At 32.0% G+C, this 23,337-nt stretch carries 20 protein-coding genes; 4 read left to right on the forward strand and 16 right to left on the reverse strand.

What is annotated here, in order from left to right; genetic code table 11:
* Positions 1–11: 11 nt before the first annotated feature.
* Entirely contained in the window at positions 12–1,019 is a 1,008-nt protein-coding gene (gene fbp / locus LY08_RS06615; RefSeq protein ID WP_111659663.1) for a class 1 fructose-bisphosphatase, read from the reverse strand.
* 119 nt (positions 1,020–1,138) lie between these two features.
* Between fbp and LY08_RS06620 the strand changes: the two genes are divergently transcribed.
* Genes LY08_RS06620 through LY08_RS06630 form a run of 3 tightly spaced genes read left to right on the forward strand, consistent with a single transcriptional unit; the run spans position 1,139 to position 4,737 of the window.
* A complete protein-coding gene (locus tag LY08_RS06620; RefSeq protein WP_111659664.1) occupies positions 1,139–1,618 on the forward strand; it encodes a GNAT family N-acetyltransferase in 480 nt (159 codons plus the stop codon).
* Positions 1,619–2,869 (forward strand): aspartate kinase, encoded by a 1,251-nt coding sequence (locus LY08_RS06625; RefSeq protein ID WP_111659665.1) that lies wholly within the window; start codon positions 1,619–1,621, stop codon positions 2,867–2,869.
* A 44-nt stretch (positions 2,870–2,913) separates the two neighbouring features.
* Positions 2,914–4,737, forward strand: coding sequence for a GNAT family N-acyltransferase (locus LY08_RS06630; RefSeq protein ID WP_111659666.1), 1,824 nt, complete (start codon positions 2,914–2,916; stop codon positions 4,735–4,737).
* Positions 4,738–4,750: 13 nt separating this feature from the next.
* Here the strand turns inward: LY08_RS06630 and LY08_RS06635 are convergent, their stop codons facing one another.
* The 15 genes from LY08_RS06635 to LY08_RS06705 form a co-directional block, all read right to left on the reverse strand.
* Positions 4,751–5,077 (reverse strand): ArsR/SmtB family transcription factor, encoded by a 327-nt coding sequence (locus LY08_RS06635; protein WP_111659667.1) that lies wholly within the window; start codon positions 5,075–5,077, stop codon positions 4,751–4,753.
* Positions 5,078–5,193: 116 nt separating this feature from the next.
* Positions 5,194–5,736, reverse strand: coding sequence for a hypothetical protein (locus tag LY08_RS06640; RefSeq protein ID WP_111659668.1), 543 nt, complete (start codon positions 5,734–5,736; stop codon positions 5,194–5,196).
* 54 nt (positions 5,737–5,790) lie between these two features.
* On the reverse strand, positions 5,791–6,177 hold the full coding sequence (locus tag LY08_RS06645; RefSeq protein WP_111659669.1) for a VOC family protein: 387 nt from the start codon (positions 6,175–6,177) through the stop codon (positions 5,791–5,793).
* A gap of 1 nt (position 6,178) precedes the next feature.
* Positions 6,179–6,637 carry a DUF1801 domain-containing protein gene (locus LY08_RS06650; protein WP_111659670.1) on the reverse strand — a complete coding sequence of 153 codons (459 nt, stop codon included), beginning with the start codon at positions 6,635–6,637 and terminating at the stop codon, positions 6,179–6,181.
* Between the two features lie 25 nt (positions 6,638–6,662).
* Entirely contained in the window at positions 6,663–7,601 is a 939-nt protein-coding gene (locus tag LY08_RS06655) for a 2-hydroxyacid dehydrogenase (RefSeq protein WP_111659671.1), read from the reverse strand.
* Positions 7,602–7,635: 34 nt separating this feature from the next.
* The gene (locus tag LY08_RS06660) at positions 7,636–8,001 is read right to left on the reverse strand and encodes a cupin domain-containing protein (RefSeq protein WP_111659672.1); all 366 of its coding nucleotides are present in this window, start codon (positions 7,999–8,001) and stop codon (positions 7,636–7,638) included.
* A gap of 34 nt (positions 8,002–8,035) precedes the next feature.
* Complete coding sequence (gene mgtE, locus LY08_RS06665) at positions 8,036–9,385, reverse strand: magnesium transporter (protein WP_111659902.1); 1,350 nt, start codon at positions 9,383–9,385, stop codon at positions 8,036–8,038.
* A gap of 25 nt (positions 9,386–9,410) precedes the next feature.
* Positions 9,411–10,208, reverse strand: coding sequence for a 16S rRNA (adenine(1518)-N(6)/adenine(1519)-N(6))-dimethyltransferase RsmA (gene rsmA / locus LY08_RS06670; RefSeq protein WP_111659673.1), 798 nt, complete (start codon positions 10,206–10,208; stop codon positions 9,411–9,413).
* Positions 10,209–10,237: 29 nt separating this feature from the next.
* A complete protein-coding gene (locus LY08_RS06675) occupies positions 10,238–10,561 on the reverse strand; it encodes a DUF4286 family protein (RefSeq protein ID WP_111659674.1) in 324 nt (107 codons plus the stop codon).
* Between the two features lie 2 nt (positions 10,562–10,563).
* Entirely contained in the window at positions 10,564–11,076 is a 513-nt protein-coding gene (locus LY08_RS06680) for a GNAT family N-acetyltransferase (protein ID WP_111659675.1), read from the reverse strand.
* 5 nt (positions 11,077–11,081) lie between these two features.
* Positions 11,082–12,866 (reverse strand): tetratricopeptide repeat protein, encoded by a 1,785-nt coding sequence (locus LY08_RS06685; protein ID WP_245907563.1) that lies wholly within the window; start codon positions 12,864–12,866, stop codon positions 11,082–11,084.
* A gap of 431 nt (positions 12,867–13,297) precedes the next feature.
* Complete coding sequence (gene serS, locus LY08_RS06690; RefSeq protein WP_111659676.1) at positions 13,298–14,569, reverse strand: serine--tRNA ligase; 1,272 nt, start codon at positions 14,567–14,569, stop codon at positions 13,298–13,300.
* Between the two features lie 158 nt (positions 14,570–14,727).
* The gene (locus LY08_RS06695) at positions 14,728–16,047 is read right to left on the reverse strand and encodes an HTTM domain-containing protein (RefSeq protein ID WP_111659677.1); all 1,320 of its coding nucleotides are present in this window, start codon (positions 16,045–16,047) and stop codon (positions 14,728–14,730) included.
* The gene (locus LY08_RS06700) at positions 16,037–16,951 is read right to left on the reverse strand and encodes a bifunctional riboflavin kinase/FAD synthetase (RefSeq protein ID WP_111659678.1); all 915 of its coding nucleotides are present in this window, start codon (positions 16,949–16,951) and stop codon (positions 16,037–16,039) included. Before LY08_RS06700 ends, LY08_RS06695 begins: the two co-directional genes overlap by 11 nt.
* An 84-nt stretch (positions 16,952–17,035) precedes the next feature.
* A complete protein-coding gene (locus LY08_RS06705; protein WP_111659679.1) occupies positions 17,036–19,831 on the reverse strand; it encodes a T9SS-dependent choice-of-anchor J family protein in 2,796 nt (931 codons plus the stop codon).
* A gap of 143 nt (positions 19,832–19,974) precedes the next feature.
* On the opposite strand from LY08_RS06705, the gene LY08_RS06710 reads away from it, so the two are divergent.
* On the forward strand, positions 19,975–23,328 hold the full coding sequence (locus LY08_RS06710; RefSeq protein WP_111659680.1) for a zinc-dependent metalloprotease: 3,354 nt from the start codon (positions 19,975–19,977) through the stop codon (positions 23,326–23,328).
* Positions 23,329–23,337: the final 9 nt, after the last annotated feature.

Consider the following 23,337-nt stretch of genomic DNA (forward strand, 5'->3'; position numbering starts at 1 on the left):
CATAACGTTATTTAATCGGTGTTTTGCATAAATTCTTCGGCTTTAAGCACCATATTTTTACTTCCACAGAAAAAAGGTACACGTTGATGCAATTCTGTAGGTTGTATGTCAAGTATTCTTTTAAAACCGTCACTAGCTTTACCATTGGCTTGCTCTGCTAAAAACGCCATAGGGTTACATTCGTATAATAATCTTAATTTTCCTTCCTCTTTTTTAGAGCTTTTTGGATACATGTAAATGCCGCCTTTTATCATATTTCTGTGAAAATCAGAAACTAAAGACCCAATATATCTTGAGGTGTATGGTCTGTCACCTTCTTCCATTTGGCAGTATTTTATGTAATTTTTTACTCCTTTTGGGAAATGGATATAATTACCTTCGTTTACAGAATATATATTACCATTTTCTGGAAATTGCATATCTGGATGCGATAAATAAAAGGTTCCAATAGCAGGATTTAAAGTAAACCCATTTACACCATGACCTGTGGTGTATACTAACATTGTAGATGTGCCATATACCACATATCCTGCTGCAACTTGTTGATTACCTGGTTGCAAGAAATCTTCAATAGTTACAGGTGTACCAACAGGTGTAACACGTCTGTAAACAGAAAAAATAGTACCTACAGAAACATTTACATCAATGTTTGACGAACCATCTAATGGGTCTATTAATACAATATACTTGTTTTGATTGTTATCATCCTGACTATTTATACTTATAAAATCATCTTCTTCTTCACTTGCAATACCGCAAACAATATTACGATTGGTCAACGTTTGGATAAATTTATCATTGGCATAAACATCCAGCTTTTGCTGGTCTTCTCCTTGGATATTTGTATCGCCAGCTGCTCCAATAATGTCGACTAAGCCAGCTTTGTTTACTTCGTGATTTACAACTTTAGCTGCAAGTCGAATAGAGTTTATTAATCGAGATAATTCTCCAGAAGTATATTTAAAATAGGCTTGATTTTCTATTATAAATTCTCCTAAAGTTTGATTTTTTTTAGACATAGGTAGTAGTTGTGCTATTTGGTACAAATATCGCATTTTTTAACAATTATAACGTTGAAGTTTGTTATATTTTGGTTTGGTAAAAATTCTTAAACTATATTTGATTAAATTATTGAATCATGAAGTTTACTATCCGTTTTGCTGAAAAAAATGATGTTTCGGCAATACTTAATTTAATAAAAAAACTAGCTGCTTTTGAAAAAGAACCAGATGCAGTTATTGTAACGGAACAAGATTTGTTAGAACATGGTTTTGGACAACATCCACTTTATACTTGTTTTGTTGCAGAAAATAATGAAGAGATTGTAGCAATAGCTTTAGTTTATCTTCGTTTTTCTACATGGAAAGGAAAAACAGTTCATTTAGAAGATTTAATAGTTAATGAAGAGTTTAGAGGTCAAGGTCTTGGAACAATGCTTCTAGATGAAGTTATCAAATACGGTTATAGTTTAGGTGTAAAACGCATTTGTTGGGAAGTTTTAGATTGGAATGAACCAGCTATAAAATTTTACGAAAGTAAAGGTGCTACTTTATTAAAAGATTGGTATTTGGTACAAATGAATGAAACACAAATACAAAATTACATCCAAAACTTATAAATGAGAGTATTTAAATTTGGTGGTGCTTCTGTTAAAGATGCCAAAGGTGTTAAAAATCTAATTTCTGTTTTAGAGCAAGTAGGTTATAATAACACAATGATAGTTGTGTCGGCAATGGGTAAAACTACAAATGCTTTAGAGGTAGTTGTTGGTCATTATTTTGATAATAAAAAAGAATTACAGTCTGCAATTCAGGACGTAATTAATTATCATAACACTATAATTTTAGAGCTTTTTGAAAACGAGAACCATCCAGTATTTAAGGTTACTAATGCTTTTTTTGAAGAATTAAAAGCCTTTTTAAAAACTAATAAATCTCCAGATTATAATTTTGTTTATGACCAAGTCATTGGATATGGCGAGCTGCTATCCACTACAATAATAAGTCAATATTTAGCCATTAAAGGGTTTGATAATCAATGGATTGATGTTAGACAATTAATTAAAACAGATGATTATTACAGACGTGCCAATGTAAATTGGGAGCACACCCAAGCATTAATTACAAAAAATATAAATTCTCAAACACTTTATATTACACAAGGTTTTTTAGGAAGTGATAAAAATAATTTTACAACTACTTTAGGTCGCGAAGGAAGCGATTATACAGCTGCTATTTTAGGTTATTGTTTAAATGCAAACAGTATAACCATCTGGAAAGATGTACCTGGAGTGCTAAATGCCGATCCAAGATATTTTAAAAACGCACAATTACTAAACTCTATTTCTTATACCGAAGCGATTGAGTTGGCGTTTTATGGCGCTTCTGTCATTCATCCAAAAACATTACAACCTTTACAGCGCAAAGAAATTCCGTTATATGTTAAGTCGTTTTTAAACCCAACAGAACATGGTACTGTAGTTAATAAAACTCATGGAATTCAGCCAAAAGTGCCTTGTTTTATTGTTAAAAAAAATCAGGTTTTAGTGTCATTGTCAACACTTGACTTTTCTTATATCGTCGAAGACAATATTAGTGAAATATTTAATTTATTATCTAAATATAAAATGAAAGTTGATGTTATACAGAATTCTGCCATTAGTTTTTCTGTTTGTTTTGATAATAATTATAACAATTTAGAACCATTATTACTACATTTAAAAGCTAAGTTTAAAGTAACCTGTAATGATAATGTGTCATTATATACCATACGACACTATAATCAAAAAGCAATTACAGATTTAGAAGCCGGAAAAACAGTGTTATTAAAGCAAATATTTCAAGAAACATTACAAATAGTAACAAAATAAATCTATTGATTACATTTGTATCCACTAACTATGATAATAATTAAATGGGATTAGTCACAGCAAAAGAAGTTTCCAAAGCTATAAAACTTGATAAATATGGGTTTTTAGGCACTTTTGTTGGTTGGTTACTGATGAAAGTTTTAAAAATTTCTACCTTAAATAAAATATACAATCGTAATAAACATTTAAAAGATTTAGAGTTTTTAAATGGAATTTTAGACGAGTTTCAAATTAAATTTGAAATTCCAGAAGAGGATTTAAAACGATTACCAAAAGAAGGAGCTTATATTACAGTATCAAATCATCCATTAGGAGGAATAGACGGGATTTTACTTTTAAAATTAATGTTAGAGCAGCGCGAAGATTTTAAAATTATCGCTAACTTTTTACTGCATCGTATAGAACCAATGAAACCTTACATTATGCCAGTAAACCCTTTTGAAGACAGGAAGGATGTTAAGTCTAGTGTAGCAGGATTTAAAAGCGCTATCTCACATTTAAGAGCTGGTCGTCCATTAGGTATTTTTCCAGCAGGAGAGGTGTCTACTTATAAAGATGGTAAGTTAATGGTTGATAGACCTTGGGAAGAAGCTGCAATGAAATTAGTGCAAAAAGCAAATGTACCAGTGGTTCCTATTTATTTTCATGCAAAAAATAGTAAGCTATTTTATAAATTATCCAAAATTAACGATACGTTTAGAACTGCTAAATTACCATCTGAGTTATTAACACAAAAACGAAGAGTAATTAAGGTTAGAATTGGAAAACCTATAAATGTAGCAGATCAAGCAGAACATGAGTCACTTTCTGATTTTTCTGAATTTATCAGAAAAAAAACTTACATGTTATCCAATGCGTTTGAACCTAAAGAAAAAATTATAGATACCATATCTTCAAGTTTAAAAGTCCCGAAATCGACTAAAGCTCCAAAACAAATTGTTACTCCTGTTAGTCAAGATGCTATGATTAACGAAGTGGACGTGCTTAGGACTAAAGATTGTAAATTATTAACTAGTAAAAATTACGAAGTCTTTTTAGCTAAAGCTGAAGACATGCCTAATTTACTAAGAGAAATTGGACGTTTAAGAGAAATTACTTTTAGAGAAGTAGGAGAAGGGACCAACGAGTCTATAGATTTAGATCAATTTGATAAGTATTACCACCATCTATTTTTATGGGATAACGAAGCTAAAGTTATTGCTGGTGCGTATAGGATGGGATTAGGCTCTCAAATATTTGCCAATCATGGAATAAATGGTTTTTATCTTCAAGATTTATTTGGGTTTGAGCCAGAATTGTATAAAATGATGAGCGAGTCTATAGAAATGGGACGTGCTTTTATTATTAAAGAATACCAACAAAAACCAATGCCTTTATTTTTACTATGGAAAGGGATTGTACATACCACCTTACGTCACCCAGAGCATAAGTACTTAATTGGAGGTGTAAGTATTAGTAACCAGTTTTCAGAATTTTCAAAATCGTTAATGATCGAGTTTATGAAATCTCATTATTACGATCCATACGTTGCACAATATGTACATCCTAAAAAGGAATTTAAAGTAAAACTTAAGGATGCCGATAAAGATTTTGTGTTTGACGCTACAGAAGCCGATTTAAATAAATTTGATAAGATTATAGACGAAATCGAGCCAGGAGCATTAAGACTGCCTGTATTACTTAAAAAATACATCAAACAAAATGCACGTTTAGTAGCTTTTAATGTTGATCCATTATTTAATAATGCGGTTGATGGGTTGATGTATATAAAAATTGCAGATCTACCAGAAAGCACCGTGAGACCTGTTATGGAAGAGTTTCAAGCTGAGTTAGAACGCAAGGTGACTGAACAAAATAATGAGTCTTAAGTCACTGAAAATCTTACTTACTACAATTAACTTGTGTTTTAACAAAAAAGTCATTAACCACGCGTCTACATTCATTAAGTTGATCAGAGTCTATAGTATAAAATAGATTTTTACCCTTAACTTTTTGCTTTAATAAACCAATCTTTCGTATTTCAACTAGATGCTGAGATATGGTTGGTTGTGATAAACCAGTGCTTTTTACCAACTCGTTACAATTACAATTCTTGTGTTCGCTAATGTGTTGTATCATAGCAACTCTTGCTGGATGACCTAATACTTTAGTATAATTTGCTACTTGATTTTGAGTCGAGTTAAACAGTTGTTTTTTTGAAAATCCCATAGAAGTATAGTTTAATATAAATAGAGTAATTGTGATATTGCAATATCACAATGATAAAAATAAGTAAAAAACCAAAATCATGAAAGATTTTGGTTTTAAAATTTGTTTTACTATAACTATTTACCAAATAATCTTTGGAAAAAGTTTTTAGTTTTTTTGGTGGTTTCTTCAATAACTTCTTTTGCGTCTTCAGCTAAATCTTCTAATTTATCTCCAGCTTCATCAGCAAATTTGCTAGCTTTTTCTTTAGCATCACCTAACATCTCTTTAGCATCTTCATTTATAAATTTAGACGCTTTCTCTTTGGCTTTTTCGTAGGTTTCTTTGGCGTCTTCAGAATATTCATCAAATTTTTCTCCAGCTTCTTTTGCTAGTTTAGATGCCTTTTCTTTAGCGTCGTCTATAAATTCTTTAGCATCTTCGTTAATAAACTCTGTTGCTTTAGTTTTAGCCTTTTGGTAGGTGTCTTTAGCTTCAGCTTTAATGTTTTCAAATTTATCCTCAGCTTTATCTAAAACAGCTTCTGTTTTTGCTTTTGCATCTTCAAAAGCTTCGTTGGAAGTTTCTTTAACGTCCTCTGTAGTATCATTAACTGTTTCTTCAATATTATTGATAGTTTCTTCTGCTTCGTTTTCTAAGTTTTTGTTTTCTTCAGACATGTTTTTAGGTGTTAAATTTTTGATTGCTAATATATTACAATTTTTAAATACTTGTTATAAAAACGCTTTGTCTACTGGTTCCCATAATTCTATTTTATTACCATCATTATCTAAAATCCACCCAAATTTTCCGTAGTCATATTCTTCAATTTCTCCAACAACTGTAACCCCTTCTTCTTTTAAAGTGGCTATCAATTCTTTTAAATTTTCGACACGATAATTAAACATAAACTCCTTTTTTGAAGGCTCAAAATATTTAGTATCGTCTTTAAATGGACTCCATTGGGTAGAACAATCGTTACCCTCTTTATCTTTCCACCAAAAAGTACAGCCATAATCGTCTGTGTTAAAACCAAGATGTTTTTTATACCAATCTTTAGAGGCTTTAGGATCTTTAGTTTTAAAAAATAAGCCACCAATACCTGTTACACGTTTTTTCATTTTATTTCTTTTTTAAAGCAGCTTCATATTTATTTATCCAATCTTGAACTGACATTTTTTGACATAATTTAGCAATCAATTCCATTGGGATTTGATCTATTTTTTTAAATCTAACACAACTTTTCCCCATATCTAGTTTTGTTTTACAGTGTTTTGGATATTCTTCCACAAACCATTTATAAATTTTAGGATCTGCATAAATACCACTATGATATAGGTTAATTGAGTTTTTTTGTGAGGCAAAACTCATAAAAGGTAATGGTATTTTAGGGTCGCAATGGTAACCATCTGGATAAATGCTATGTGGTACCACATATCCAATCATACCATACTGAATACATTCTTGGAACCCTTCTGGTAAGTTGTCTTTTATAGTTTTTCTAAGGGTTTGTAAAACCTCTTTTCGTTCTTCAGGGACTTGTTTAATGTAATCTTCTGGTGTGTTGGCTTTGTATTGCATAAGTGTTAGTTTTAATGTTATAAAGCTAACAAAATTTTGCTTTTATCTTGTCAACTATGGTTTGTGCTAATTTTTCTTTACTTTCAATGGTCCAACCAGCAACATGAGGAGTAAGTAAAACATTCTTAGCAGATATTAAATACTGAAACGCTTCTGGTAGGTTTTGATTTGTGAATAAATCTTCAAACGACCCTTTTTCGTATTCTAAAACATCTAATCCAGCACCTAAAATTTGTCCTGTTTGTAATGCAGAAACCAAGTCTGTAGTTACGACACTTTTTCCTCTGGCAGTGTTAATTAACCAAAACGGGTTTTTAAATCCATTAATAAAATCTGAGTTAACCATATTAATGGTTGAAGGTGTTTCTGGCGTATGAAGACTTAAAACTTCAGCTTTTTCTTGTAGTTCTACCAAGCTAACCTGTTTGGCATTGTCATCTGAAACATTTGGTTTAATATCATAACATAACACATTGACATCAAACCCACGAAGCTTTTTAGCAAAAGCTTTACCCATATTTCCATAACCTATTAAACCAATAGTTTTACCATCTAACTCTAGCCCACGATTATCCTCGCGTAACCATTTACCTTGTCTTACTTCTGCATCTGCTTTGTTTAATTTATTAAATAAAGACAGAAGCATTGCTAAGCTATGTTCTCCTACAGCATTTCGATTACCTTCTGGTGCAGCAATTAAAGTTATTCCTTTGCGTTCTGCATAGTCACAATCTATATTTTCTAATCCTGCACCAACACGACCTATAAATTTTAAATTAGTTGCTGAGGCTAAAAAATCTGAGTCTATTTTAAAACGACTTCTTATAATAAATCCATCGTAGTTATGTATTTTTTTTTGAATTTCTGTTTTAGAGCTAGAATAATCCTCATGGTTTTCAAAACCTAAATCATTTAATTGATTAATTAAAAGTGGGTGATTGGTATCTAAGTGAAGTATTTTCATGAGCTCAACTAAAAACTATTAAAAGTAAGACTTTTTAAATTTTAGGATAATGGGTTTGGGTTTTTTCGTGTTGTACTTGTCCAGTATGTGCTGTTGTAAGTTTTTCAAACAATAAAACATGCACTTCCTCTTCGTTTTTAGTGCAAGGATTATGTTCCACACCTTTTGGTACAACAATTATTTCGCCTTCATTTACAACTTCTGTGCGATCTCTAAATTGCATGTAAAGAGTGCCTTTTACTACTTGAAACAGCTCATCTTCATTTTCATGACTATGCCATACAAAATCACCTTTTAACTTAGCTAAAAGAATTTGCATATCATCCACAATAGCTATTTGATGTGGTTGCCAATGTTGAGGGAATTTTGAGAATTTCTGATTTATATTTATTGTCTGCATTGAATAAAAATACGGAATTTTAACTCAATCCAAATTAGAAACCAATAATTTGACCAGCGATTATAAAGAATAAGTAAATCCCCAATATATCATTACTTGTGGTAATAAAAGGACCTGTTGCGATTGCTGGATCGATACCTCTTTTATCCAAGATTATTGGCACGAACGTACCAACTAATGCAGCGACTACTATGACAGACATCATTGATACTGCAATAGCGACACTTTCTGTAGTGTCTTGACCAATAAAATAACCAAAAAGGATAACTAAAAGTGCTAGTGCAAACCCATTAATTAGGCTTAATCCTACTTCTTTTATTAATCTGTTAAACAGACTTCCTTTTACATTGTCGTTTGCTAACCCTTGTACAATAATAGCGCTAGATTGTACACCAACATTACCAGCCATAGCAGCAATAAGTGGTGTGTAAAAAAATAAATTTGGGACAGTTGCCATAATATCCTCAAACCCTTTCATGATAAACACACTTCCTAATCCACCAAAAAGACCAAGGACAAGCCAAGGTAATCGGGCTTTGGTAAGTTGCAAAATACTATCATCTGCTTCTACATCTTGAGATATACCAGCAGCAAGTTGGTAATCTTTATCTGCTTCTTCACGAATAACATCTACGATATCATCAATAGTAATACGACCCAGTAATGTTTTGTCTTGATCTACAACTGGTATGGCTTCTAGGTCATACTTTTGCATAATTTTAGCGACGTCTTCAACATCTTCTTCAACATAAACATAATCTACGTTGCTATTGGAAAGTTCTGCTATTTTTTGTTCGCTTTTTGCGGTAATTAAATCTTTTAAAGAGAGGCGTCCAACTAGTTTTTCTTCTTTGTCAACTACATAAATAGAGTGTACGCGACTTACATTTTGTGCTTGACCTCTTATACGTCTTAGGCAACCAGCAACAGTCCAAGTTTCATAAACTTTGACAAGCTCTTTAGCCATTAAACCACCAGCTGTATCTTCATCATACGCAAGCAGTTCTTTAATTTCAGCTTTGTGGTCTTCATCCTCAATTTTTGAAATTACTTCTGCTTGACGGTTTTCTGGTAATTCTGCAATAATGTCTGCAGCATCATCGGTATCTAATTCTTCAATTTCTTCTGCAATCTCTTTAGCAGAAAGGTTTTTAAGGACTTTTTCACGATTATCCTCATCTAATTCCATAAGGACATCAGATGTAGTTTCAGAATCTAGAAGTTTAATGACATACATTGCATCTTCCAAATCCACTTCATCAAGAATTTCTGCAATATCTGCGTAATGAAACTCTTCTAAAAGCTGTCGAAGTGCCTTATCGTTTTTTAGTTCGATAAATAATTCTACTTGCTCTATAAGTGCATCAGTAAGTTGGAATTGTATGTTTTGGTTGTCCTCCACTTGTGGTCTATTTGTCGTTTTCTATTAAGCTTGTTAGCTCTAAAAATTGAGCGACACTTATTTGTTCTGGTCGTTTGTCAAATATAACATTTGCTTTTAAATTATCAGACAAATCAAATGTTTTTAAACTGTTACGCATGGTTTTTCTGCGTTGTTGAAAAGCTGCCTTAACTACTTTAAAAAACAGTTTTTCATCACAGGGTAAATTGTAGTTTTCTTTTCTAATTAAACGTAACACACCAGATTCTACCTTTGGTGGCGGATTAAATACTGTTGGAGGTACTGTAAATAAATACTCAGCTTCATAAAACGCTTGGGTTAATACAGACAATATACCGTAAACTTTTGATCCTTCCTTAGAGCAAATACGTTGTGCAACTTCCTTTTGAAACATTCCGGAAAATTCGGGAATTTGATCTCGTAACTCTAGGGTTTTAAATACTATTTGAGTTGAAATGTTATATGGGAAATTACCAATTATTGCAAAAGGCTCGTCTTTAAATGTTTGGCTTAGATCGTACTTTAAAAAATCTTCTTCAATAATTCTAGGTGCAAGATTAAGGTAGTTGTTTTTTAGATAGTCTACACTTTCTGTATCAATCTCGATAACATAGGTGGTTATTGGTTTTTTAAGTAGGTATTTTGTCAAAACACCCATTCCTGGACCAATTTCTAAGACATTTTTATAACCATTTAATGTCAATGCGTCTGCAATATCTTGTGCAATACTCTCGTCTTCTAAAAAGTGTTGCCCTAAGAATTTTTTAGCTTTTACTTGATGATTATTTCCTTTATGGTGTGACATGACATGGTTTTTTTTCAGCTTAAGCTGAATTATTTAAACTCTACATTATACTCATCTATAATCTGAAGCTCTGTTCTGAAAGCTAACATTTTATCTGCAAATTTTTTCAATCCTTCAATTCTTAATGCGTCTGCATCTTCTTTATAATAGGCATCTAATGCTTCACGCGAATAGGATTTATATTGAATAGAGTAGGTTTGTCCACCCATGTCTTCTTCAACCAATACCCTTGTAAGAGTTGCTTTTTCAAATTTTCCAGTTGCTAATACTTGTGGAATATGCTCTTTTATCCATAAGAGCCACTCGTCATGAACACTGTCGTCTATATTTACTGTTACATTATATATGTACATTGTTATAAGTTTTTTGCAAATAACAGAAGTTCTGCATCGTCCTCAAAGGGTTTTACCTTTTTTTCATAGGATAAGCCTAATTTTTCTAATAGTTTTATTGAATTGACGTTATGTTCTAATGTTATGGCGCCAATTTTTTTAAGTTTAAAGGTGTTTTTAGCTAGTTTTAAAATAGCTTTTGAAGACTCGAAACCAAATCCTTTGTTTTCATATTCTGGTAACATTGCGAAACCTATATCAGGTAGTTCTAAAGTGTCGCGTTTTGTCAACCCATTTGTGCCTATTGGTTTATTGTTTTCAGCCTTTAATAATAGTTTATAAAAACCATAACCTAGTTCTGTGTAATTTTTTAAATGCCCATTGGTAATACGTTCTTGGGCTTGCTCTACAGTTTTTACTTTACGATCACCTATGTATTTTTTAAATTTTGGAGTATTAACCAATTCGATAAAAAAAGGAGCATCCTCTAAAGTAAATTTAGCAATTATAAGTCGTTCTGTTTCTGCAACTACCATTATTGTTAGTTTAAGGCGTCACCACGTAGAGCTCTAAATTTTTTACGTGCCTCTACAGCAAAAATGCTATCTGAATGATTAAATAATAGGGTTTCGTATAATTTTTTAGCCTCTTCGGGTTGTGCAAGTTGATTGACAAAAAGCTCTGCTAAATTATATAAAGCATTATCCATTAAAATACTGTCTTTAAAATCTTTAATAATACGCTGGTAATTGTTTTTAGCTTTTTCAAAATCTTGTAATTTTTCAAACAACAAAGCTTGTTTTAATAAGGCTTGTGGTATAATGACTTCGGTTTTATGGTCTTCTAAAATTTGGTCTAAAATTTTAATAGCATCATTATTTTTGTTTTGAAAAGCTAACAAATCTGCTTTAGCATATTTTTTTAAGGCACGTTGTAACGAGTCCTCAGCTCTGTTGTCGCTAATTAATAATTTTAAATCTAAAGCATCATTTGCTGTTAGTTGAGAGGTTGACGATTTTAAAATTTTTAATTGGGATTCTGCCCATTTAAAATCGCCTTTATAATAACTTGTTTTTGCTACTCTAAATCTAGCTTCTTGAGCCAGTGTACTATTTTTAAGGTTACGCTCTATTTGTGTGTAATAAATTAAAGCTTGATTAAATTTTTCTTCTAACACTAAAATGTCACCTAATTCTAATTTTACTATGGCTAATTCTCTTTCAGGAATATTATAGGTTAATGTGTCTTTTAGTAAAGCAATAGCTTCAGTAGAGTTATCAAGATAGAACGCTAAAAAATGAGCGTAGTTAACTTGTAAATCTAAAGTTTGAGGAGTTTTACCATAAGTTTCAAAAATGGAAACATAATCGGTCTTAATGTCTTGATAGGTTTCAGGTAAACCAATTTTTGTTTTTATTTGCAACACTTTTAAATGACCTGTTAATTTGGTATCAATGTCTTGTGTGGTTTCAATTATAAAATTGAATATAGATAACGCCTCTTCATATTGTTTTTGGTTTTCAGCAATTAAACCTAACTCTATGATTCGATCCAAACTTTCTAATTCACGTTTATAAATGGCTTTTTCTTGAGCAAATGCTTTATTAAACTCTTTTTGTTGAATAAATAACCAGCTTAGCATCTCGTTCCACATGAGGTTTGGTGATTGCTGTATTTTTTTAAGCAATATTTTTCTAAGAAAGATGTTGTTTTCATTTGTATTATCCTCAGAAATAAAGTCACTAACATATCTTTTTATCGAGTCTATGTAATTTGGATTAGCCTCTGCAAAATCTATATAACTACTAAACATTTTTTCAATCTCACCTTGCTCTCCATAAATACGTGCCAATTGCATACTAAAGTTAAGGATAGGTTTTAGCTCCATAGCTTTATTATAAGTAGTAATGGCTTGGTCTAAAAGAGATAAGTTTTCAAAAGTACGACCAACGCGATAGGCATTATTAGCATTATCATCTAATGTTGTTATAGCTTGATTGTAATAATTATTAGCGTTAATTGTATCCTTTTGCAACTGATAATTATAACCTAATTCTACCAATAAATCTGGAGCAGCTCTTTTTTGGATAGCTTCTAAAAGTCTTACTTCAGCATCTTTAAATAATTCTAATTGTTGTTCAATTTTTACAATTTTTAAGAGGTAGTTATTATTTTTTGTGTTTTTACTATACAGTTTTTTATAGCTACTTAACGCTTTTTCAAATTCGCCACTATTAAAATATTCGCGTGCAACTAAATCTTCTTGAGCGTTAAGCGCATAAGAAAAAGTGATACATATTAGTATTAAAAACCGTTTAAACATCATAATTGTAAATATAACAAATCCAATTGCTAGTAAATGTAAATATTATGCAAAAAAAATGCCCGAACAGCGTTCGGGCATTGAGCCAATCTAAATAAAAGTGCTATTAATCATATATATTTAATATAAGATTCAATTACTTGATTGGGGCTTATCGATATAATTCAAATATATTACTGTTTTACTTGCGCTATTGTTGTTTTATTAACGTTGTCTTGGTTAGAATTAGTATCTAAAACTTTTACCATTACAACTAAAAGAACCACAAAAAGCAAGAGTCTTGCTACAATTTTCATTTATAAGTAGGTTTGTTGGTACACCAAATAAAAGTTTTTTTTGGTAAACCACAAAACAAAATCGATAAAAATTTGCTAAACAACGTGTTTATTAACACTTTGTCGATGATTTTAGCTATAAATGTAAGATAAATACTACTAATAAATAATATTAAAACCTGTATAAGGTACTAACACTTCTGGTATTTTAATACCCTCTTCAGTTTGGTAATTTTCTAAAATACCAGCTAACACTCTAGGTAAGGCTAAAGAGCTACCGTTTAACGTATGAGCTAGTTCGTTTTTACCCTCACTATTTTTAAAACGTAATTTTAATCGGTTTGCCTGAAAGGTTTCAAAATTAGAGACACTTGAGATTTCTAACCAACGGTCTTGCGCAGTAGAGAATACTTCAAAGTCATACGTTAAAGCAGAAGTAAAACCTATGTCGCCACCACATAACCTTAAAATTCTATATGGTAATTTAAGCTCGTTAAGTATATCTTTAACATGGTCTACCATTGTATCTAACGCTTGGTAAGAGTTGTCAGGATGTTCTACTCGTAAAATTTCTACTTTATCAAATTGATGTAAACGGTTTAATCCGCGCACATGTGCACCATAACTACCTGCTTCACGTCTAAAACAAGGCGTATAACCAGTTATTCCTATTGGTAAATCACTATCGTTAAGTAACACATCTCTAAAAATATTGGTTCCTGGTACTTCAGCAGTTGGGATTAGATATAAATTATCCTCTGTTACATGGTACATTTGCCCTTCTTTATCTGGCAATTGTCCAGTACCAAAACCAGATGCTTCATTTACTAAATGCGGTAATTGGTACTCGGTATATCCAGCTGCAGTATTTTTATCTAAAAAATAAGAGATTAAAGCACGCTGTAATCGTGCGCCTTTACCTTTATACACTGGAAATCCAGCACCTGTAATTTTATTACCTAATTCAAAATCTATGATATCATATTTTTTGGCTAGTTCCCAATGTGGTAAAGCACCATCAAACAGTTTAGGGATGTCACCTTTTTTGTAAACTTCCTCATTATCTTCCTCTGTATTACCCTTAGGGACTGATGGATGCGGTACATTAGGAATTTTGTATAGTAATTGATTTAAAGCTTCAGCAGTCGTATTTAACTGCTCGCTTAAAGTTTTAGATTCTTCTTTTAAATCTCCAGTTTTAGCTTTTAAAGCGTTAGCTTTTTCGGCTTGACCAGATTTAAATAAAATACCAATTTCTTTAGAGATTGTGTTGGACTCTGCCAAAACAGCATCTAATTTAGTTTGTAAAGCACGTCGCTCTTCATCTAAGTGTAACACCTCTTCAATCATAGCGCTAGCGTCAATGTTTCTTACAGCCAACCTATTGATTACTAAGTCTTTGTTTTCTCTAATAAATGGTACTTGTAACATGTTTTTTATTTTGGGCGTTACCACGCTTTAAGGCGTGGTCAGGCTTTCGCAAGTCGCTCTCTTCGAGGAGCTTCAACAATTGCTCAATCCTTAACGCAAAGTGTAACTTCAAATTATAAGTTGTAAAAGTAGTAAGATTTTGTGTAGCTAAAAATAAATTATTTATCTAATTGAGATGGTAACAACCAATCACTATGTTTAAAAGGTTCCCATTGTACTGAAGCTAAATCTGTATTAAGATCAACAAGCCTAACAAATGGTCTGCCATTTACACTAACTTTACAATCTACAAACACAGATACGTCCTGACCATTGGACAAAAATTCTTGTTTTAAGCGTTGTGCAAATTGCCAAATTGCATCAGGTTTTGTTGTTACTAATCGCTTTTGTTTTTTAGATAAGTAATGGTCTAAATTTATTGTGGTTGCTTTGTTGGTGTGTTTATCAACGACTTTATATAAGGCAAACCCATTTTTTGACCTAAGCATCATCCTCCAAGATAAGCGATGACCTTCTTCGGTCCATAACACATTATCTTTTAAAAAATGATGACGAATAGGAAGTATTAATTGAACGATAAAATAAACAGATGCAATCCCAACAAGTGCAGGTTTGTAATTAGGCACAATTACTTTATGCTCTTGGTAAAATGGTTTTTGTTTTAAAAAAATATTTCTGATGGTTTTAGGAGAAAAGAAAAACACACTAAAACCTAAAGCTAAATATGGAAAAATCCCAACTCCAAATACTATTGAGTTAAACAAATGAAAAAATATGGACCCAAAAAAGGCTAATTTCCTGGTGGGTTTATATAATAAAAACGGGATAATTAAACCATCGTATAAAATCCCTCCATAACCAACTAAAGCCGGAATAAATGGATGTTGTAAGGCTTCTCCAATTATAGGGTAGTTAATTTTGTTTTTCATTAATTGAGTTGGAACGGTCAAATCGATCCAATCAGGATACCATTTTGCTATTGAGGCGTAAGTGTATAAGATTAATAATTGAATAACAAATATCCATTTGCACCAATTAGGCATACTTATTTGTTTAATACTTGGGTTAAGTTTAACATCTAGAGAAGCGTACTTATTAGCAGGTAGAAATATCATTATACCGCTTAACAAACACAATAAGTAGTAATGGTTATTATAAGATGCTTTTTGCATTAAATAAGTAGCTGTCCACATTAATGTAAATGCAATCATGCTAAGTCTATACTTATAGCCTAACATAATTAATAAGCCAAAACAACCCATTATGGCATAATAAACATACATCCAATGACCAGGTAATGGTTGTAAAAAGTCAAAGCCTATAAAATTAAATGTAAATTTTGGGTCAATTAAGGTGTATTTAACCCAACCTGTAAAAATTGCACCAACAGATTCTAAAAAACATAATAATCCAAAAATAATCCTGAAAACTATTAATGCACTATTGTCTATATGTTTAAATAGAAATTTATTTAGCATAGGTTTTTAAAAACTCTTCAGCTTTTGTTTTATCCAAATCTAACTGTGATTTAAGCTGATCAAGATTTTCAAATTTTTGTTCGTCTCTTAATCTATGTAATAATTCTACACTTAAATTTTTATTATAAAGCGACTTATTTAAATTAAAAAAATGAATTTCGATACTTTGGTTTACTCCATTAACTGTTGGGTTTGTTCCAATATTCATCATCCCAAATTCTAAAGTATCATCTATTTTAGCTTGTACCACGTAAACCCCTTTTTTAGGTATTAGTTTATAGTCTTCCTCAACCAGTAAATTAGCTGTAGGGTAGTTTATAGTTCTACCTATTCCTTTACCTTTAACAATGTTTCCGGTAAGCATAAAATGGTAGCCTAAATACGTGTTTACTGTTTTAATATCACCTTCTAGTAATGCGTGTCTAATTTTAGTAGAGCTAATGGCAACATCATTTATATCTTGCATAGATATTTCTTCTACTTCAAAATTGAATTGTTCTCCAAATTGTTTTAAGTCGTCGATATTTGCATTTCTGTTTCTTCCAAAATGATGGTCATAACCAATAATAACATATTTAGATTTTAATTGGTTAACTAAAATATCTTTAACAAATTGTTCTGCTGTCAGTCTAGAAAACTCTTTTGTAAATTTTTTAACGACAAGGTTTGTAATGCCAAAACGCTTTAAAAGCTGTTCTTTTTCATTGATAGTATTTATAAGTTTGATGTTAGCGTCTTTTTGTAACACCATTCTTGGATGTGGAAAAAAAGTTAGTAATGTAGGTTCTAAATTTCTTGATTTAGCTACATCAACTAAACGATTAATAATTTTTTGATGTCCAATATGTACGCCATCAAAAGTACCAATAGTTAATACTGTATTATTGTTTTGTAATGTTTTCAATAGTTTTTTATTATCCTACAAAAGTAAAAAAAGCCAATTGAAATAAATCCAATTGGCTTTTAAGATTATTATTTAATTACACTTTTATTTTTTAATAAAAGGTAGTGTTATTGCATTACCAGCCTTCGAGATTTTTATAAAGTACATTCCATTACTAAATGGAGCAGTATCTATTGTTAAATCTTGTACATTGTTAATGTTTTTTCCAGTAATTAATTGACCAAGCATATTATAAATTTTGTATGCATTTGGTAAATCATTATCGTTATCTACTTTTACAATTAACACGTTAACGGTAGGGTTTGGATAGATAGAAATAGAATTAGCTAATTCAAACTCTCCTACAGATAAAAACGCTAATTGAGAACCAAAGTAGTATGTACCATCTAATCCATTAGAGAAAGACGCTTCTAATTTAGAATCGGTTCCAAAAGCAGAAATAGTAACAGGAACAACTTCTCCAGTAGAATCATTTTTAACATATAAAGCAGATCTATTTTCTCCAGTAATGGCTTCCCATGTAGCAAGTTCTCCTTCAGTAAAATAGAAGTTAACAGTAGCTGCGCCAGTACCAATATTAGTGGTTGTTATGTCAAAAGTTTTAGCAGTGACATAGCCAGCAACATTTGTACCGCCAGAGTAAGAAACAGCTCCAGCTCCTGCTGTTGTTGCGTCTCTTGATACAGCTACAGAAGTACATCCATAGTCAAAAGTACCTATGTTATCTACATCAATCATAATATCGTTACTATTTACATCTCTATAGAAAGTTTGACCAGCACCTATTAGGTTGTTTTGATCTGGAGTTGAAGTATTAACTGTTGTTTGCACACCAGTTGTAACATTAGAAGTTACAGAAATGTCATCTAACATAAATACAAACTCATCTGCAGATACAACATGAATAGCAACATAGATATTCTGTCCATCATAAGCTGATAGGTCATAAGTATACTCTGTCCAAGTTAATGGAGGTATAATGTATGGTGCAGGAGATATAATTGTAAAACTTGATGCGTTAGTATTTGTAGTAGAAATACCTACTTGGAAACGCTCTCCACCAGCATAATTATCTGTTAAAGACTTAGCCCAAAATTTTAATTCGCTACCTGTACCATTTAAATTAATTTGAGGTGTTATAGCGTAATCGTCATTTTGAATAACTCCACTTACATTTCCTGTAGAGTTGAAACAGTAATATCCTTTACTACCAGTATGTGCATCCCAACCTGTGTTTGATGCTGGAGTTGTTGCTGAAGGATTAAATACTATAAATGACCCTGTGTATCCTTCGTTAGTAAAATCGGTATTAGTAGAATCATAAGTGCTATCACCATCATTATCTATTAATGTCCATCCACCAACAGGAGAGATGTCAAAATCTGCATATGCTTCAAAACCGTCACTAAATAATACTGCATTACCAGCAGATATTACTACATCATCATCATTTTCAATAATATAATTATACGTATCAGAATCAGCAACAGCATCACCAGTTGTACTAACATTAATCGATAAAATAATTGTTTCATCAGCTTCAACCACACCATCGTTAAACACTCTTAAAGTAATTGAATTACTTGGAGTTGTTGATCCACTGTTAAAAGTTACCGTGTTGTTAATTAGCATAAAGTCTTCACCGTCTACTGCAGTACCAGAGTTTGTTAAACTAGCAGTTGCATTAGCACTTGCTGGAATAGTCATAGTTAAATCAATAGTATAATCTAAGAAATTACAATCACTACCTTCTGCAACTTGTCCTGGAGATGGTGATCCTGGTGAGAAGTTAATAAATGGAGTAGTAGGAGAGTTACAAACACTTGAACTTGTTAAAGATGCTCTGTTAACTTGTGAAGCTAAAACTGCTTGAACTCTAGCTTTTTGGTCTACTGTAAATACATTCATACAAGCATCATCAGAGTAGTCCATATAGTTTTCGATCATATCAAGACCTGCGTCAGACGGACAAGAGTCTGTACCTGTAGGACAACCATAGTTAGGAGAGCCTACTGCTGGTGTATCTGCACAAAAATCTCCACCTGTAGATCCAGTTCCAGCACATCCCTCTTGAAAAGTGTGATATAAACCTAAAAAGTGACCAACCTCATGCGTCATTGTTCTTCCCTTATCAAAAGGAGCGCTTAAATTAAACGTACCATCATTATAATCTGAGCTTCCAAAAAATCTATAATCTGCCACAACACCATCAGTATCTGCTGGTCCTCCTGGGAATTGAGCATAACCAAGTAAACCAGATCCACCATTAAAGGCTACAGACCACATATTCATATAATTTGCTGGATCCCAAATTGATGAAGGTTTTAATGCATCCATTTGGTTTTGAGCGTCAGATAAATTTGCTTCAAAAATTCCGTTTTGTCCAATGTTAACTCTGTCTATTCCGTTAGTTGGGCTTCCATTAGGATCTGTTTGAGCTAAACAAAATTCAACTTCTACATCTGCGCCAACTGGATTAACGTTGTATCCTGGCGTACCTAGAAGTCTTCTGTAATCTTCATTCAATACAGTAATTTGTGAAATAACCTGAGCATCTGTAATATTTGGTCCAGTACCTACAGTTTCACCATTATGAAAAACGTGAACAACAACAGGAATAGTAACAACTACCATTTGATTGCTGGTTCTTTGTTGTTTAGCTTCTTGTATTTTATTTTTTACTATTTCTTCAAATGCTTGGCTACCCATCATGTTTGGATTGTTTTGTAGCAATCTTGCATTGTATTCATCCGAACCACATCTGATTAATTGATCAGTATTTGCAGTAATATTATCAGGGATTTTTTTTCCGTTTTGAGCTTGAGTCACTATGCTCGAAATAAACATAAGTGAAAAAAGATAAAAAGTAATTTTTTTCATTTAAAGAAATTTTAGAATTATCCGCTAAAATTATGGAAAAAAATATAATTACATTGTTAAATTATTAAACTAATTCAGTTTTTTTTGAGAGTATTTAGCATTATTGGTTAATTTTAGGATTCAATTGTTAAAAATCCATTTATATGAATGCAAAATTACATTATTTCATCCCTCTATTTTTTTTGTTAGTTATTCAAACCACTTTAGCACAAAATAAAGCTTGGACTAAAACTACATTTAATGAAAAAACTAGCGATGTGTCTTTAAAAAAATTAGATAATAATTTCTTTACAATTTTTGATTTAGATATTAATCAACTAAAGCAACAATTAAGTACAGCACCTTTAAGAAATATATCTCAAGGCCAATCAAACACTATAGTTAGCTTTCCTTCTTTAGAGGGAAAATTTGAGCAGTTTAGAGTTGTAGAAACTCAAATTTTCTCTACAAATGATAACGAAAATCAACACCCTGGAATTAAAACATATTTAGGGTCTAGGGTTGATAATTCTGGTGCAAGGATTAGATTTAGTGTTACACCACTAGGTCTAAATGCAATGATTTCTGAACCTGAAAAAGAAACAGTTTATATTCAGCCAGTAACCAAAATTTCTAATGGACAATACATTGTATACAATAAAAAATCAAGAATTAATAGTTCTGAAACATTTGAATGTTTGACAGAAGATGTTAGTGTAACAAGTCGTGTAATTGGTAGTGAGGTTTATAGAGATGCTAACGATAAATTGTTAAGGACATTTAGACTGGCAATGTCAGTAACTTCAGAGTATACTGCTTTTTGGGATGATGGAAACGCTGGAAATGGTAATGCCCAACAAGATGCTTTAGCTGCTATGGTATCTACATTAAATAGAAACAATGAGGTGTTTGAAGTAGATATGGCAATAACCTTTCTTTTAGTGGATACAGTAGATGACCCTGCTTTAGATTTAATTTATTCTGGTACAGATCCTTATGGAAGTGATTTAAATGGAGATTTGCAATCTAATTTAACATCCGTTGTTGGTGAAACAGATTATGATATTGGGCACCTATTACATTTTGCAAATAATAACGGAAATGCTGGTTGTATTGGTTGTGTTTGCGAAAACGGAAAAGGTAGTGGCTTCTCAGCACATTCATTTGTTGATAATGATGGTGGACCTTACATGGCTGATTTTTTTGATATAGATTATGTGCCTCATGAAATTGGACATCAAATGGGTGCTAATCATACTTGGTCTTTTAATTCTGAAGGAACAGGTGTCAATGCTGAGCCAGGAAGTGGTACCACAATTATGGGTTATGCAGGAATTACAGGTGGTAATGATGTACAAGACCATAGTGATCCTTATTTTCATTATCATAGTATCAGACAGATTTTAAACAATGTTACAAGTGGTGCTAATCAATGTGCTACAACAACCAATATTTCTAATAACCCTCCAGTTGCAAATGCTGGCTTAGATTACACTATACCTAATGGTACTGCTTTTGTTTTAAAAGGAGCTGCTTCAGATCCAGATCCTACTGATACTTTAACCTATTGTTGGGAACAAATTGATAATGGTGTAACCACTAATAGCACCTTTGGACCAACAAAAACTACTGGTGCAGTTTGGAGGTCTAGACCACCAAGTACTTCACCAAATAGATATATGCCAATTTTAAGCCGAGTTTTAAATGGACAGCTAACAGAGTCAAATCCTGTTGAAACTGTTGATAATACGTCTTGGGAAACCGTATCTACAGTAGGAAGAACATTAAATTTTGCATTAACTGTTAGAGATCGTTCAGAAGCTGGTGGAGTCGGTCAATCACCTCAAACAAGTTTTGATACCATGCAAGTTACAGTTGATGGTTCTTCAGGACCTTTTAGTGTCACTTCACAAACTACCAATGAAACATGGGATGCAGGTTCAACACAAACTGTAACTTGGAATGTTGCCGGAACTAGTGGAGGTGCAGTAAATACACCAACAGTAAACATATTGTTATCTACAGATGGAGGTTTAACATTTCCATATACTTTAGCGTCTAATGTACCAAATGATGGTTCGCATGATGTAACAGTACCTTCAACTGGTGGAGATACAAGTATGGCTAGAGTTATTGTAGAAGGTAATAATAATATTTTCTATGCAGTAAACTCTACCAACTTCTCAATACAAGAATCTGAGTTTGTAATTACCGTATCTAATCCAGATATTGATGTATGTCAGCCAAATGATGCTGTTTATAACTATACCTATAATACTTTTTTAGGATTTAGTGATACTACAAATTTGAGTGTTACAGGTTTACCAGGTGGTACTTCCGCAATTATTAGCCCAAATACTGCTTCTGCAGATGGAGATACAGGAACTGTTACTGTTTCAGGTACAGGTAGTTTGGCAATTGGAAATTATACCTTTACTCTACAAGGTACTTCTGGGTCAATAACCAAAACGGTTGACCTATCTTTTAATGTATTTAGTAGTACACTTAACCCTGTGACATTGTCATCACCAGCAAATGGAACTGTTGATGTACCAGCAAACGGAGATTTGGTGTGGATTGCAGATTCTAATGCTGTAGATTATTTAGTCGAAATTTCTTCAGATTCTGGTTTTGGTACTATTGTAGAGTCTGCATCAGTTCAAACAAATACATATACCACTACCATGTTAAATGCAGATACACAATATTTTTGGAGGGTGACTTCTTCTAATAATTGTGTCACAGCAAGTCCATCTTCAGTATTTAATTTTACTACAGCAGTTTTGACCTGTAATAATGTTTTTAATGCAACAGACACACCTATAACTATTGCTAGTTCTGGTTCTAATGCTAATTACACTTCAGTTATCAATATTCCAGAAAATTTAGAAATCACAGACATTAATGTTAGAATAAATATTGATCACGCTTGGAACAGTGATTTAGATATCTTTTTAATAAGTCCTTTAGGTACAATTGTTGAACTCTCAACAGATAATGGTGGTTCTGGCGATAATTATACAAATACAATATTTGATCAAGAAGCAACTAATTTAATAACCTCAGGATCGTCTCCTTTTACTGGGACTTTTGTTCCTGAAGGTGATTTATCTGTTTTATATGGAGAATTTACAGCTGGAGATTGGACCTTGTCTGTAGATGATGATTATGGACCAGCAGATGGAGGTGCAATTATAGAATTTTCAATAGATTTATGTGTTTTAGGAAGCTTTGCAACATTATCAACCGACACATTTGAAGATAAAACCACCAAATTTGCTGTCTATCCAAATCCTAATAATGGTGAGTTTACAATTGAATTAAATAATAATAATTTTGATAATACTATACAAATGGATGTGTTTGATGTAAGAGGTAGAAAGGTTTATAATAACTTATTTGAAAACTCTAATAATTTTAATCAAACAATACACTTAAATAACGTAGAAGCTGGTTTGTATTTATTAAATATAACCGATGGTAATTTAACTTTAACCAAAAAGCTAATTATTAAATAATCAATTTAA

The sequence above is a fragment of the Olleya aquimaris genome, from assembly GCF_003259525.1.
GTDB lineage: Bacteria > Bacteroidota > Bacteroidia > Flavobacteriales > Flavobacteriaceae > Olleya > Olleya aquimaris.